This is a genomic window from Bailinhaonella thermotolerans (assembly GCF_003594875.1).
GTDB classification, from domain to species: Bacteria; Actinomycetota; Actinomycetes; order Streptosporangiales; family Streptosporangiaceae; genus Bailinhaonella; species Bailinhaonella thermotolerans.
In genome coordinates this window covers 92,165-104,073 of record NZ_QZEY01000007.1, presented here as the reverse complement: position 1 = coordinate 104,073, position 11,909 = coordinate 92,165, and the positions used below count along the sequence as shown (strand labels likewise).

The window sequence follows — 11,909 nt, the reverse complement described above, 5'->3', positions numbered from 1 at the left end:
CCCCCAGCTTCCAGTCCTGCCGCCCCCGCCCAACTATCGCCACCGGGTGCGGGGAAGCCTATGGCGAACAGTGACAAAAGCCACACGACGCCGCGGCGCGCATCTCGCCTGATGAACGCCGGGCACGGGGCGCTCCCCGCTGCTGGCAGACTTGTCCCATGCTGCGCTGGTTGACCGCGGGTGAGTCGCATGGCCCTGAACTCGTCGCGATTCTCGAAGGGCTGCCCGCCGGGGTCGGGGTGACCACGGCCGACATCGACGAGGCGCTGCGCCGCCGCCGTCTCGGCTACGGCCGGGGCGCGCGGATGAAGTTCGAGCGCGACGAGGTGAGCATCGTCGGCGGCGTCCGGCACGGCCGCACCCAGGGCGGCCCGGTCGCGGTGCGCGTGGGCAACACCGAGTGGCCCAAGTGGGAGACGGTGATGTCGCCCGACCCGGTGGACCCCGAGGTCCTCGCGAGCCAGGCCCGCAACGCCCCGCTGTCGCGGCCCCGCCCCGGGCACGCCGACCTGTCCGGCATGCAGAAGTACGGCTTCGACGACGCCCGCCCGATCCTCGACCGCGCCTCCGCGCGCGAGACGGCCGCCCGCGTCGCGCTCGGCGAGGTGGCCCGCCGGTTCCTCCACCAGGCGCTCGGCGTCTCCGTGGTCAGCCACGTGGTGTCGATCGGCACGGCCGAGGCCCCCGACGGCGTCGTGCCCGGCCCGGGCGACCTGGCCGCCGTGGACGAGGACCCGGTGCGCTGCGTGGACCCCGACGCGTCCAGGCGCATGGTCGAGGAGATCGACGCCGCCCGCAAGGACGGCGACACGCTCGGCGGCGTCGTCGAGGTGCTGGCGTACGGCCTGCCGCCCGGCCTGGGCAGCTACGTCCACTGGGACCGCCGCCTGGACTCCCGCCTGGCCGCCGCGCTCATGGGCATCCAGGCGATCAAGGGCGTCGCGGTCGGCGACGGCTTCGAGACCACCCGCCGCCGGGGCTCGGCCGCCCACGACGAGATCGAGAACACCCCCGAGGGCGTCCGCCGGATCACCAACCGCGCGGGCGGCGTCGAGGGCGGCATGACCAACGGCGAGCCGCTGCGCGTCCGCGCCGCGATGAAGCCCATCTCGACGGTGCCCCGCGCGCTGTCCACGATCGACGTCCTCACCGGCGAGCCCGCCAAGGCCATCAACCAGCGCTCCGACGTGTGCGCGGTCCCCGCGGCCGCCGTCGTCGCCGAGGCCATGGTCTCCCTGGTCCTCGCCGACGCGGCGGTCGAGAAGTTCGGCGGCGACTCCGTCGAGGAGGTCGCCCGCAACCTGTCCGGCTACCTGTCCTCCCTGGTGATCAAGTGACATGGGTGATCAAGTGACCCGCCCCGCGCTCGTCCTGATCGGGGCCCCCGGCTCCGGCAAGTCCACCGTCGGCCGGCTGCTGGCCGAGCGCCTCGGCGTGCCGTTCCGCGACACCGACGAAGACGTCGAGGCCGTCGCCGGCAAGCCGGTGAGCGACATCTTCGTCGAGGACGGCGAGGAGCGGTTCCGCGAGCTGGAGGCCGAGGCCGTACGCCGGGCCCTGGAGGAGCACCCGGGGGTCCTGGCCCTCGGCGGCGGCGCCGTCCTGAACGAGGACACCCAGGCCCGCCTGGCCGGGCACCGCGTCGCCTACCTGGAGGTCGGCCTGTCCGACGCCGTCCAGCGCGTCGGCCTCGGCAGCGCCCGCCCGCTCCTGGTCCTCAACCCGCGCAGCCAGCTCAAGCGGCTCATGGACGCCCGCCGCCCCATCTACGAGCGGCTGGCCACGATCACCGTCAAGACCGACGGGCTCACCCCCGAGGCCGTCGCCGACGCCCTCGCCTGAGCCGGGCGCGAGCCGTCCCTACCCCAACCTTCGAGGAGCTTGATGTGAGCGCCACGCGGATCACCGTGCGGGGCGAGAGGCCGTACGACGTGGTCGTCGGGACCGGGGTCCTGGGCGAGCTGCCGTCCCTGCTCGGCGAGCGCGTGCGCACGGTGGCGGTCGTGCACGGCGAGGGGCTGGGCATGATCGCGCGGCCGGTGTGCGAGGCGCTGGCCTCCGCCGGCCACACCGTGGTCCCGTTGCCGGTCCCTGACGGGGAGGCGGCCAAGTCGCTCCAGGTCGCGGGCGCGCTCTGGTCCGAGCTGGGCAGGCACGGGGTCTCCAGGACCGACGCCGTGGTGGGCGTGGGCGGGGGAGCGACGACCGACCTGGCCGGGTTCGTCGGCGCGTCCTGGCTGCGCGGGGTGCGCGTCGTGCTCGTGCCCACGACGCTGCTGGCGATGGTGGACGCGGCGGTCGGCGGCAAGACCGGCATCAACACGCCCGAGGGCAAGAACCTCGTCGGCGCGTTCTACCCCCCGGCCGGGGTCCTGTGCGACCTCGCCACGCTGGAGACCGTGCCGCGCGCCGACTACGTCGCGGGTCTCGCCGAGATCATCAAGGCCGGGTTCATCGCCGACCCCGCGATCGTCGATCTGGTCGAGGACGACCCCGAGGGGGCGCGCGTCCCCCACGGCCGCCACACCCGGGAGCTGATCGAGCGCTCGATCCGGGTCAAGGCCCACGTCGTCGGTGAGGACCTGCGCGAGAGCGACCTGCGCGAGATCCTCAACTACGGCCACACCCTCGGCCACGCGATCGAGCGCGCCGAGGACTACCGCATGCGGCACGGCGAGGCGGTCGCGATCGGCATGACGTACGCCGCCAACCTCGGCCTGCTCGCCGGCCGTACCCCCGGCGACCTGGTCGAACGCCAGCGCAAGGCGCTGACCTCGGTCGGCCTGCCCACGGCGTACGGCGGCGCGGCCTGGCCGTCGCTCCGCGACCACATGCGCGTGGACAAGAAGAACCGGGGCGCGATGCTCCGCTTCGTCGTCCTCGACGACCTCGCCCGCCCCGGCCGCCTGGAGGACCCCGCCGAGTCCCTCCTGGAGGCCGCCTACCAGGAGATCGCGCGATGACCCGGGTCCTTGTGCTCAACGGCCCCAACCTGGGCCGCCTCGGCCTGCGCGAGCCCGAGGTCTACGGCTCGCAGACGCTCGCGGACCTGGCCGAGATGTGCCGCGAGACGGGCCGCGGGCTGGGCCTGTCCGTGGACGTCCGGCAGACCGACGACGAGTCCGAGATGGTCCGCTGGATCCACGAGGCCATCGACGGGAAGACCCCGGTCGTCCTCAACCCCGCCGCGTTCACCCACTACTCCTACGCCCTGCGCGACGCCATCGCCCAGCGCACGGCCCCGCTCATCGAGGTCCACATCTCCAACCCCCACGCCCGCGAGGAGTTCCGCCACACCTCGGTCGTGGCGGCGGTGTCCACCGGCACGATCGCCGGCTTCGGCCTCATGTCCTACCGCCTCGCCCTCCACGCCATCGCCGAGCTCACCACCGCCGCGAGCTGACCCCCGGCGAGCACCCCCTCCCGGGGGCATCCGACGTGGGTGAGGCGCGGCGGCGTCCCGTGCCCTGAGGTGGCGGGGCGCGGCCGAGGTGGCGGGGGCGCGGCCGAGGTGGCGGGGCGCGGCACGGTGGCATCCGACGCCGGGAGGCGCGGCGGCGTCCCGTCCCTTGCGCGGCGTGAGCGCGGCGCGGCGGCGGGCGACGGCCCGGCGCGGCGGTCGCCGATCAGGCGAAGCGGAGCAGGCGCCGCCCGAAGTCGAGGAGGGGCGGGCAGAGCACGCGGGGGCCGGCGGCGGTCGGGAGCGAGAAGGCCACGGCCTTCGCCGGAGTGTCCCGCGACACCGTGCGCGTCCGGTAGGCCCGGCAGTGCCCGGCGGTGAGGGCGTGCGCCAGCAGCAGCCCCCGCCCCGACTCGGTGAGCAGGTCCGGCGGCCCCGGCGCCCCGAGCCGGGCCAGGATGCGCGGGATCTCGCCGAGGTCGGGATCGCTGTCCACCACCTCGCACCACGCCGGGATCCGGCCGAGCCTGAGCACCCGCATCTCGTACGGCGGCGCGCCGTGCAGTTCGAGGTTCCCCGCCAGCTCCGCCACCACCGTCTCCGCGTCCGACACCGCGTCAGGCGGAATCCCCTCCCGCTCCAGTTCCCCCCGCACCACCCCCCGAGCCTCCCGCGCCGCCGTACCCGGAAGAAGGGGCCTGACCATGATGTGCAACTCCTCGTCCAAGGGCAGGGGAGGAGATGGACTGATCATCGGAAGAACCGGGCTGCTGGCGGGCTGCATGCTGCGCCTCCCTCGGCGTCGTTAGCGGCAGTGCCTGGAAGATTCCCATAACCGCGACGCATCGCTGTCACGGAGTGGCACCATAAGCATGCACACCGTAAACACATGGAGCAAGCCAACTTGGAAAGTTCCCACTTTCTAGTGGTTGGCTCCCGCGGAGCAGGCGTCGCCCCGGAGGTTTCCCATGGCCGACAGGTCAAGTCCCACTGTTCGCGCTCGACGGTTACGGCAGCAGCTCCGCCAGTTGCGGGACAGGCACGGCCTGACCCTGGAACAGGTAGTGGCCCGGTCGGGGAAAGCGTTCAACGCCTCGACGGTCGCGCGATACGAGAGCGGGGATCGCATCCCACGCCCTGCCGACCTGCGGGTGCTGCTGGACATCTACCAGGTGGGCGACGAGCAGCGAGAACACCTGATGACTCTGGCGAAAGACGCTCGGCAGCGAGGCTGGTGGTGGCCGATGAGAATGGCGCTGAAGAGCGGCTTCGGCGTCTACCTCGGCCTTGAGTCCGAGGCGGAGGCGGTTCGGAAGTATCACAGCCAACTCGTCCCCGGCCTGCTTCAGACGGAGGAGTACACCCGGGCCGTGATCCGCGCCATCGAATTGACCCTGGGCGAAGAGCAGGTTGACGAGCGCGTCCGTGTCAGGCAGGTGCGGCAGCGGCGACTTGTCGACGAGAAGCGGTTTCATCTGTGGGTCGTCATCGACGAGGCCGTGCTCGCCCGCAGGGTGGGTGGTCCGGAGGTGATGCGGGAGCAACTCCACCAGCTCCTGCGTCTTGGCCGGCACTCCAACATCACGATTCAGGTACTGCCGTTCACCGCAGGCGCCCACGCGTCGATGGAAGGTGACTTCTCGATCATGCAGTTTCCCGATCCCGATGACGCGGATGTGGTCTACCTGGAACAGGCCACGAGCGGTCTCGCGCTGGAAGACCCTGATGATGTGCGCCGATATACGCTTATGTTCGGCCAACTGGCCGGGATCGCACTCTCGCCTGAGCGGTCGGCAGAGCTGATCCAGGCCAAAGCCGATGAGCTCTGACCGGTGCCGGAGGGAGACGTCGCGTGAGCCATGGATCGCAGGATCGTGTCTGGGTGAAGAGCTCCTACAGCGGAGACTCGGGGGGCTGTGTCGAGGTGACGGTGACCGAGGACGGCGTTTCCGTACGCGACAGCAAGAATCCCGGCGGGGCCGTGCTGGCGTATACGGATCATGAGTGGGATGTGTTCGTACGCTCGGTCAAGGAGGGCGAGTTCGACCGAGAACGCCTAGCGATGATGCGACAAGACTCGCGGACGGAACGAAACACACCTTGACTTCGCCGCGAGTGGCCAGAGAATCCTGGATGAAGAGCTCCTACAGCGGCGAGACCGAGGGCTGCGTCGTGGTCACGTTGTCCCGGGGCCGGCGTCGCCGTACGGGACAGCAAGGATCCCGGCGGGGCGGTGCTGTCCTACACGAAGCACGAGTGGCAAGCCTTCCTGCGGGTGATCAAGGAGAGCTGATTCGACCGCGACCACCTCGCCGGACATACCCATCAGCTGGTTCGGAAGGGGACGTCAAATGAGCCAGGAGCCGAAAGAGCGCGTGTGGGTTAAGAGCTCGTACAGCGGCGAGGCCGACCAGTGCGTCGAGATCGCATGGCAGGCGGGCGGAGTCGCCGTACGGGACAGCAAGAATCCCGGCGGGGCGGTGCTGTCCTACACCAGGCACGAGTGGCAAGCCTTCGTGCAAGCGATCAAGCAAGGCAAGGCCCTCAACACATAACCCACCAACCTCGTGCGGGGGCGCGGCGGTCCGCTCATCTCGTCGTGATCATGCAGTTTTGCGCACAGGGTGTGATTAAAACTGCATGATCACGGCGAGGAGAGGGGGCGCTTGGGGGTGCTTGGGTCATTGCTGGTCGAGGGGCCGGGCCGGAGGTTGTGGGACTGTCTGTTGCGCCGGTCTCGGGGGCGCGCGATCGGGTGGCATGGCCCTGCGGGGCGCGCCGGTTCGCCGGGGTTATCGCTGGGAGCGGCGGGTGCGCCGGGCGGCGACGACGGCCACGGCGAGCGAGATCAACGGGATGAGGGACAGTTCGACCGGTCCGACGAGCGCCCCCAGGGCGACGACCCCTGCCATGAGGAGGATCGTGGCGATGACGAAGGCGATGACGGCGACGAGGAAGGGCGGCATGTCCCTCTCTTGGCTAAGACCGACCTGGTGAAATCCGGACAAATCTGGAGTAAATCTACATGCTCGCGATTTGCCCGCGATTCGATTCGGGCCAGCCGTCCGTCTCGGTCAGGCCACGATCGGCCTCCGCGTCATCACGAGGCGTGGTGATCCCTCGGCCCGGCCTGTGCGGGGCGGGCGGGGTCAGGTGAGGCGGAGGTCGGCTATGGGGGCTCGGTGGTCGGTGTTGGGGGCCTTGATGACCTTGGCGCTCACGGGGGCGAGGCCCCGGTAGAGGATGTGGTCGGGGCGGGTCATGGGGAAGGCGGCGGGCCAGGTGAAGCCGAGGCCGGTGCCGGACTCCTCCTGGGCGTCCTTGAGCGGGGGGACCAGGTCGGCGCGGCGGCGGTCGGTGGTGGCGGTGTTGAGGTCGCCGGCGAGGATGAGGCGCGCGCTCTTGTCGGCCTTCACGTGGCGGGCGGCGGCGGTCAGCGTCTTGTCGCGGTCGGCGGTCTCGCCGGGGCGGGCCGAGGCCAGGTGCACGGAGTAGACGGTGACGGGGCCCTTGGGCGTGGCGACCTCGGCCCGGACGGCGCGGGTCCACGACAGGCCGAGGTCCACGCGCTGGGTCTGGCGCAGCGGCCAGCGGCTCCAGAGGCCGACGGTGCCCACCGAGTAGTGGTGCGGGAAACGCTTCTCCAGGACCTTGTGGACGGGCTCGCGGGAGGCCGCGGTGATCTCCTGGACCGCGAGGATGTCCGGCTTGTCCTGGGCGACGGCGCGGACCGTCGCGCGCGGGTCCTTGTTGCCCGCACCGACGTTGACGGTCGCCACGCGCACGTCGTAAGGCCCGCCGCGCTCGCCGCGCAGCATGTCGGGGACGAACATGACCCCCCAGACCAGCGCGGACACCGCGACGATCGCCAGGGCCGCCCCCGAGCGGGCGTGGATCGCGGCCGCCAGCAGCACCGGCACCAGCAGACCCAGCCAGGGCAGGAAGCTCTCGATCACCGTCGTCACGCCGTTGAGCGCGGGCAGCATGCCGTGACCGACCAGCACGAGCGTCAGGAGGCCCGCGACCACCCCGATGAGGGGACCCCTGTGCATGTCCGCTCCTTTCCCCGACCCCGTCCTGGAAGGCTAGGCGTCCGGCCCGCGGGCCGTCGAATCGCCCGGCCCCACTTGTGGACAACCCGCCCGAACCCCCCTCCCGTATGCCCGCCGGCCCCCGCCCCTCACACCCGCCGCGCCCCGCCGGGCCTTCGCGCGAGCCGTACGGCACGAGCCGCGCCGGCGGTGAGCCGTGATGAGCGGCCGGCGCGAGCCGTACGGCGTGAGCTGGGGCGGGAGGGTGGCGTACGGCACGCCCGGCGTTCGTTGGCAGCGCGGCGCGGGCGCGATACGCTTCGTGGCACAGGAAACCGAATAAGATTCTGGCCCGGGCGGAAGGAAGTCGCGGATGCGCATCGGGATGGCTCTCAACTACTCCGGGGGCTTCAAGGAGACCGTCAACGAGCTGGCCGACTACGAGAAGGCCGGGCTCGACATCGTCTTCGTGGCCGAGGCGTACAGCTTCGACGCCGTGAGCCAGATGGGCTACATCGCCGCGCGGACCGAGCGGCTCCAGATCGCCTCGGGCATCCTGCAGATCTACACGCGGACGCCGACCCTGACCGCGATGACCGCCGCGGGCATGGACTACGTGTCCGACGGGCGGTTCGTGCTGGGCCTCGGCGCGTCCGGGCCGCAGGTCATCGAGGGCTTCCACGGCGTGCCGTACACCGCCCCGCTCGGCCGCACCCGCGAGATCATCGAGATCTGCCGCAAGGTGTGGAAGCGCGAGCGCCTGGTCCACGAGGGCAGGCAGTACCAGATCCCGCTGCCCGCCGGGCAGGGCACCGGCCTGGGCAAGCCGCTCAAGCTCATCAACCACCCCGTGCGCGAGCGCATCCCGATCATCGTCGCGGCGATCGGCCCGAAGAACGTGGAGATGACCGCCGAGCTGGCCGAGGGCTGGGAGCCGATCTTCTACGTCCCGGAGAAGGCCGCCGACGTGTGGGGCGACGCCCTCGCCGCGGGCAAGGCCAAGCGCGACCCGGAGTTGGGCGAGCTCGACGTGGTCGCCCAGGCCACGCTCGCCATCGGCGACGACGTGTCCGGGTACCTGGAGTTCGGCCGCCCGATGCTCGCGCTGTACATCGGCGGCATGGGCGCCAAGGGCAAGAACTTCTACAACGACCTCGCCCGCCGTTACGGCTACGAGAAGGAGGCCGAGCGGATCCAGGACCTCTACCTCCAGGGCAAGAAGGACGAGGCCGCCAAGCTCGTGCCGTACGAGCTGCTGGAGAAGATGTCCCTGGTCGGCTCCGAGGGCTTCGTGCGCGACCGCATCGCCGCCATGAAGGAGTCGGGCGTCACCACCCTCAACGTCACCCCCGTCGCCGGCACGCACGAGGAGCGCATCCGCCTCATCGAGAAGGTCAAGGAGATGGCCTCCTGACCGTGGGCCCCGGCTGACGGGCGACTGTCGCCGACAGGTGACACTTCGCTCGCCGCCGGCCGCTCTGATCGTACGTTTCACGGCGATTATCCGGCCGAAATTGAAACCATATATCGCTCCCTTTCCATGCCCTTTCGTGAATTGTCGGCACGCTCGACCGCGGCTGGGTGGCGGCGTGAGAATCGACCCGGTTCCGCGATCGCGCCGCCCGGCTCAGGCGGCGCCGGGCACCAGGCGTGATGCGCGGACATCGCCGCCGCCCGTTCGACGGAAAGGGAGCACATGAAGCGCTACGAGAAGCCCCGCCTGACACCGGCCGGTTCCTTCCGCAAGGTCACCGGCCTGCTGCAGCGGAGCGGCAACGACCGGCTGATCCTCAGCAAGAACTGAGGCGATCCCCGTGACCCGGCTGCCACGCCGGTGGGCGTGCTGAGCCGGCCCGGCCACGGCGGGGCCTATTTCGCGGTCCTTCCCGACCGCGCGCCCGGCCCCGCCGTGGCCACCGTGCTGAGCGGCCCGGACACCCGCGTCCTCCGCCACCCCTCCGGGCGGCCCTGGCTGGTCGGCCGCTGGCCCGACGACGAGATCGCGGTGGCCGAGGCCGGCGACGCCCGGCTGGCGGTGATCGGCCGCTGCCCGGCCGCGGCCGGACGGCTGGCCGCGGAGGCGGCACGGCTGCGCGACCTGGCGGCCCTGGACGCCCTCGCGCTCACCCTGCCCGGCTGCTTCCATCTGGTCGCCGCGCTCGGCGGCCGGTGCCGGGTCCAGGGCACCGCCTCCGGGCTGCGGCTGGTGTTCCACGCGCTCGTGGACGGCCTCGCGGTCGCCGCCGACCGGGCCGACGTGCTGGCCGCCGCGATCGGCGCCGGGCTCGACGAGCGCCAGGTCGCCGTGCGCCTGCTCTGGCCGGTGCCGCACCCCCTGGGCCGGACGCCGCTGTGGCACGGTGTCACTGCGGTCGATCCGGGTCATCACCTGCTCGTCGAGCGTGACGGGCGCACCACCCGGCACCGCCGCTGGTGGGCTCCGCCCGAGCCGGTCCGGACTCTGGCGGAGGCCGCCCCCGGCGTCCGCGCCGCGCTCGACGAGGCGGTCGCCGTGCGCACCCGGGGAGGGGGGACGGTCAGCCTCGACCTGTCCGGCGGCCTGGACTCCACCTCGCTGTGCTTCCTGGCCGCCGCCCGGCGGGAGGCGCGGCTCATCGCCTCCACCTGGCCCGGCCGGGACCCCGCCGACGACGACCTGGAGTGGGCGCGGCGCGCGGCGGCGCGCCTGCCCGGCGTCGAGCACGTCGTCTGGCCCCCCGAGGAGTCCCCGCTGGTCTACGCGGGCCTGCTGGAGATCGACGACACGCTCGACGAGCCCACGATCGGGGTGATGGACCGGGCCCGGGTGCTGGCGCACGCGCCGCGGCTGGCCGCCATGGGCAGCAGGCTGCACGTCACCGGGATCGGCGGCGACCACGTGGCGTGGTGCTCCGAGGCCGCCTACCACGGGCTGCTGCGCCGCCGTCCGCTGTGGGCGCTCGGGCGGCTGCGCGGGTTCCGGGCGCTGTTCCACTGGCCCGCGGGGCCGATGGCGCGGGCGCTCGCCGATTCCCGTCCCTACCGCCGCTGGCTGGTGGACTCGGCCGCCGACCTGCGCGCCCCCCTGCCCCCTCCCGTGACCGGGGCGCTGGGCTGGGGCGCGCCCCCGCGCCTTTTCGGCTGGGTCACCGCCGAGGCCGTACGGCTGGCCGCCGAGGCGATCTCGGAGGCCGCGGCCGGGGCGGAGCCGCTGGCGCCGGACCGCGGGGCCCACGCCGACCTGCACTCCATCCACGACTGCTCCCGCGTCATCCGCCAGTGGGAGCAGGCCAGTGCCCGGGCGGGCCTGCCGCTCACCTCCCCGTACCTCGACGACCGCGTGATCGAGGCGTGCCTGTCCGTACGCCCCGGGGACCGGGTGAGCCCGTGGCGCTACAAGCCGCTGCTGGCGGCCGCGATGCGCGATGTCGTGCCCGGCGAGTGCCTGCGGCGCGCGACGAAGGCGGCCGCCGCGCTCGACGCCGCCGACGGGCTGCGCCGCCACGCCCCCGACCTGCGGGTCCTGTGGGAGGACTCCCGGCTGGCCCGGCTCGGGCTGGTGGACCCCGCCCCGCTGCGCGACCTGGCCGGCCGCCCCGACGCCCCGGAGCTGCGCCAGGCCGTCCTCTACTCGACCATCGGCTGCGAGGTCTGGCTGCGGACCCTGGAGCACGCCGGGAAGGAGGCGGCGCGATGAGCCTGCGGCTGGGCGCCGACGTGACCACCGCCGAGACCGACTACGGAATGGTGCTGCTGGACCAGCGCAGCGGCGACTACTGGCAGCTCAACCCGACCGGCGCGCTCGTCGTGCGGCGGCTGCTGGCCGGGGACCCGCCCGAGCGCGCCGCGGCGGCGCTGGCCGAGGAGTTCGGGGTGGGGCTCGGCGAGGCGGCGGCGGACGTGCGCGACCTGCTGGAGGAACTGCGGGCCGCCGGGCTGGTCACGTCGTGAGCGTCCCCGGCGCGCTCGAACGCCCGGACGGCGTGCCGTTCCGGCGGCGGCTGGCGGCCCGGGCGGCGGTGAGCCTGGCGTTCCCGCTGAGCCGGCTGCCGCCCCGCCGGCTGCGCGCGGTGCTCGCGCTCGTCAGCCGGGGCGCCCGGCCCGCGGACCACGCCCGGGCCGAGGCCGCCAGGGACGCCGTGCTGGCGGTGAGCCTGGCCTGCCTGGGCTCGCAGGGCTGCCTCCCCCGATCGCTGGCCACCGCGCTGCTCTGCCGGATGTGGGGCGTGTGGCCCACCTGGTGCGCCGGCGTCCGGGCGAAGCCGCCCTTCGGCGCGCACGCCTGGGTCGAGGCGGAGGGCCTGCCCGTCGGCGAGGCGTCTCCGCCGGGCTATCTCAGCCCGCTGATCACCGTTCCGCCCCGCCGGGCCCGGTGAGGGCGGGTCCGGCGGGGCCCGTCGCACCTCGTGCCCGGGGCCCGCCCGCCCCCCCGCGAAGGCCGCGGTCCGGGGACGGGCCAGGGAGACGGGCTCGCCGGTCCGAGGGCTTCGGGGGATTGT

At 72.9% G+C, this 11,909-nt stretch carries 15 protein-coding genes and 1 pseudogene; 13 read left to right on the top strand and 3 right to left on the bottom strand.

All coding sequences use genetic code 11. The features are described 5' to 3' along the window. Positions 1–158 precede the first annotated feature (158 nt). The 4 genes from aroC to aroQ are packed head-to-tail and all read left to right on the top strand — an operon-like array spanning position 159 to position 3,403. A complete protein-coding gene (gene aroC / locus D5H75_RS19665) occupies positions 159–1,337 on the top strand; it encodes a chorismate synthase (protein WP_119927962.1) in 1,179 nt (392 codons plus the stop codon). Between the two features lies 1 nt (position 1,338). Next, the gene (locus D5H75_RS19660; RefSeq protein ID WP_119927961.1) at positions 1,339–1,842 is read left to right on the top strand and encodes a shikimate kinase; all 504 of its coding nucleotides are present in this window, start codon (positions 1,339–1,341) and stop codon (positions 1,840–1,842) included. A gap of 44 nt (positions 1,843–1,886) precedes the next feature. Beyond that, positions 1,887–2,963, top strand: coding sequence for a 3-dehydroquinate synthase (aroB, locus tag D5H75_RS19655; RefSeq protein WP_119927960.1), 1,077 nt, complete (start codon positions 1,887–1,889; stop codon positions 2,961–2,963). Continuing rightward, entirely contained in the window at positions 2,960–3,403 is a 444-nt protein-coding gene (aroQ, locus tag D5H75_RS19650; protein ID WP_119927959.1) for a type II 3-dehydroquinate dehydratase, read from the top strand. Before aroB ends, aroQ begins: the two co-directional genes overlap by 4 nt. 223 nt (positions 3,404–3,626) lie before the next feature. On the opposite strand, the gene D5H75_RS19645 is transcribed toward aroQ, so the two are convergent. Beyond that, on the bottom strand, positions 3,627–4,106 hold the full coding sequence (locus tag D5H75_RS19645) for an ATP-binding protein (protein WP_147425221.1): 480 nt from the start codon (positions 4,104–4,106) through the stop codon (positions 3,627–3,629). Between the two features lie 262 nt (positions 4,107–4,368). Here D5H75_RS19645 and D5H75_RS19640 point away from each other — a divergent pair, with 262 nt between their 5' ends. From D5H75_RS19640 to D5H75_RS19625, 4 genes and pseudogenes are all read left to right on the top strand, one after another. Then, positions 4,369–5,229, top strand: coding sequence for a helix-turn-helix domain-containing protein (locus tag D5H75_RS19640; RefSeq protein WP_119927957.1), 861 nt, complete (start codon positions 4,369–4,371; stop codon positions 5,227–5,229). Between the two features lie 23 nt (positions 5,230–5,252). Next, entirely contained in the window at positions 5,253–5,504 is a 252-nt protein-coding gene (locus D5H75_RS19635) for a DUF397 domain-containing protein (protein ID WP_119927956.1), read from the top strand. Between the two features lie 90 nt (positions 5,505–5,594). After that, positions 5,595–5,693, top strand: a pseudogene (locus tag D5H75_RS44630) (DUF397 domain-containing protein); the annotation flags it as partial. Between the two features lie 58 nt (positions 5,694–5,751). Next, positions 5,752–5,955 carry a DUF397 domain-containing protein gene (locus D5H75_RS19625; RefSeq protein WP_119927955.1) on the top strand — a complete coding sequence of 68 codons (204 nt, stop codon included), beginning with the start codon at positions 5,752–5,754 and terminating at the stop codon, positions 5,953–5,955. Between the two features lie 237 nt (positions 5,956–6,192). Here the strand turns inward: D5H75_RS19625 and D5H75_RS41740 are convergent, their stop codons facing one another. Together D5H75_RS41740 and D5H75_RS19620 are read right to left on the bottom strand one after the other, a co-directional pair. After that, positions 6,193–6,366, bottom strand: coding sequence for a hypothetical protein (locus tag D5H75_RS41740; protein WP_202638321.1), 174 nt, complete (start codon positions 6,364–6,366; stop codon positions 6,193–6,195). Positions 6,367–6,549: 183 nt separating this feature from the next. Beyond that, positions 6,550–7,452 (bottom strand): endonuclease/exonuclease/phosphatase family protein, encoded by a 903-nt coding sequence (locus tag D5H75_RS19620; protein WP_119927954.1) that lies wholly within the window; start codon positions 7,450–7,452, stop codon positions 6,550–6,552. 352 nt (positions 7,453–7,804) lie between these two features. On the opposite strand from D5H75_RS19620, the gene D5H75_RS19615 reads away from it, so the two are divergent. From D5H75_RS19615 to D5H75_RS19595, 5 genes are all read left to right on the top strand, one after another. After that, positions 7,805–8,845 carry an LLM class F420-dependent oxidoreductase gene (locus tag D5H75_RS19615; protein ID WP_119927953.1) on the top strand — a complete coding sequence of 347 codons (1,041 nt, stop codon included), beginning with the start codon at positions 7,805–7,807 and terminating at the stop codon, positions 8,843–8,845. Positions 8,846–9,127: 282 nt separating this feature from the next. After that, positions 9,128–9,235: a keywimysin-related RiPP gene (locus tag D5H75_RS19610; RefSeq protein ID WP_119927952.1), complete on the top strand. Its 108-nt coding sequence runs from the start codon at positions 9,128–9,130 to the stop codon at positions 9,233–9,235. A 36-nt stretch (positions 9,236–9,271) separates the two neighbouring features. Then, positions 9,272–11,107 (top strand): lasso peptide isopeptide bond-forming cyclase, encoded by a 1,836-nt coding sequence (locus tag D5H75_RS19605; RefSeq protein ID WP_242454371.1) that lies wholly within the window; start codon positions 9,272–9,274, stop codon positions 11,105–11,107. Beyond that, positions 11,104–11,361 carry a lasso peptide biosynthesis PqqD family chaperone gene (locus tag D5H75_RS19600; protein ID WP_119927950.1) on the top strand — a complete coding sequence of 86 codons (258 nt, stop codon included), beginning with the start codon at positions 11,104–11,106 and terminating at the stop codon, positions 11,359–11,361. The genes D5H75_RS19605 and D5H75_RS19600 overlap by 4 nt, the downstream gene beginning before the upstream one ends. Further along, complete coding sequence (locus D5H75_RS19595; RefSeq protein ID WP_119927949.1) at positions 11,358–11,786, top strand: lasso peptide biosynthesis B2 protein; 429 nt, start codon at positions 11,358–11,360, stop codon at positions 11,784–11,786. The genes D5H75_RS19600 and D5H75_RS19595 overlap by 4 nt, the downstream gene beginning before the upstream one ends. Positions 11,787–11,909: the final 123 nt, after the last annotated feature.

Excerpts from the sequence above, each read along its gene's own strand:
- aroQ (WP_119927959.1), top strand. The coding sequence starts at position 2,960 with ATGACCCGGGTCCTTGTGCTCAACGGCCCCAACCTGGGCCGCCTCGGC.
- D5H75_RS19660 (WP_119927961.1), top strand. The coding sequence starts at position 1,339 with ATGGGTGATCAAGTGACCCGCCCCGCGCTCGTCCTGATCGGGGCCCCC.
- D5H75_RS19600 (WP_119927950.1), top strand. The coding sequence starts at position 11,104 with ATGAGCCTGCGGCTGGGCGCCGACGTGACCACCGCCGAGACCGACTAC.
- D5H75_RS19620 (WP_119927954.1), bottom strand. The coding sequence starts at position 7,452 with ATGCACAGGGGTCCCCTCATCGGGGTGGTCGCGGGCCTCCTGACGCTC.
- D5H75_RS19615 (WP_119927953.1), top strand. The coding sequence starts at position 7,805 with ATGCGCATCGGGATGGCTCTCAACTACTCCGGGGGCTTCAAGGAGACC.
- D5H75_RS19645 (WP_147425221.1), bottom strand. The coding sequence starts at position 4,106 with ATGGTCAGGCCCCTTCTTCCGGGTACGGCGGCGCGGGAGGCTCGGGGG.
- D5H75_RS19625 (WP_119927955.1), top strand. The coding sequence starts at position 5,752 with ATGAGCCAGGAGCCGAAAGAGCGCGTGTGGGTTAAGAGCTCGTACAGC.
- D5H75_RS19640 (WP_119927957.1), top strand. The coding sequence starts at position 4,369 with ATGGCCGACAGGTCAAGTCCCACTGTTCGCGCTCGACGGTTACGGCAG.
- D5H75_RS19610 (WP_119927952.1), top strand. The coding sequence starts at position 9,128 with ATGAAGCGCTACGAGAAGCCCCGCCTGACACCGGCCGGTTCCTTCCGC.
- aroC (WP_119927962.1), top strand. The coding sequence starts at position 159 with ATGCTGCGCTGGTTGACCGCGGGTGAGTCGCATGGCCCTGAACTCGTC.
- D5H75_RS41740 (WP_202638321.1), bottom strand. The coding sequence starts at position 6,366 with ATGCCGCCCTTCCTCGTCGCCGTCATCGCCTTCGTCATCGCCACGATC.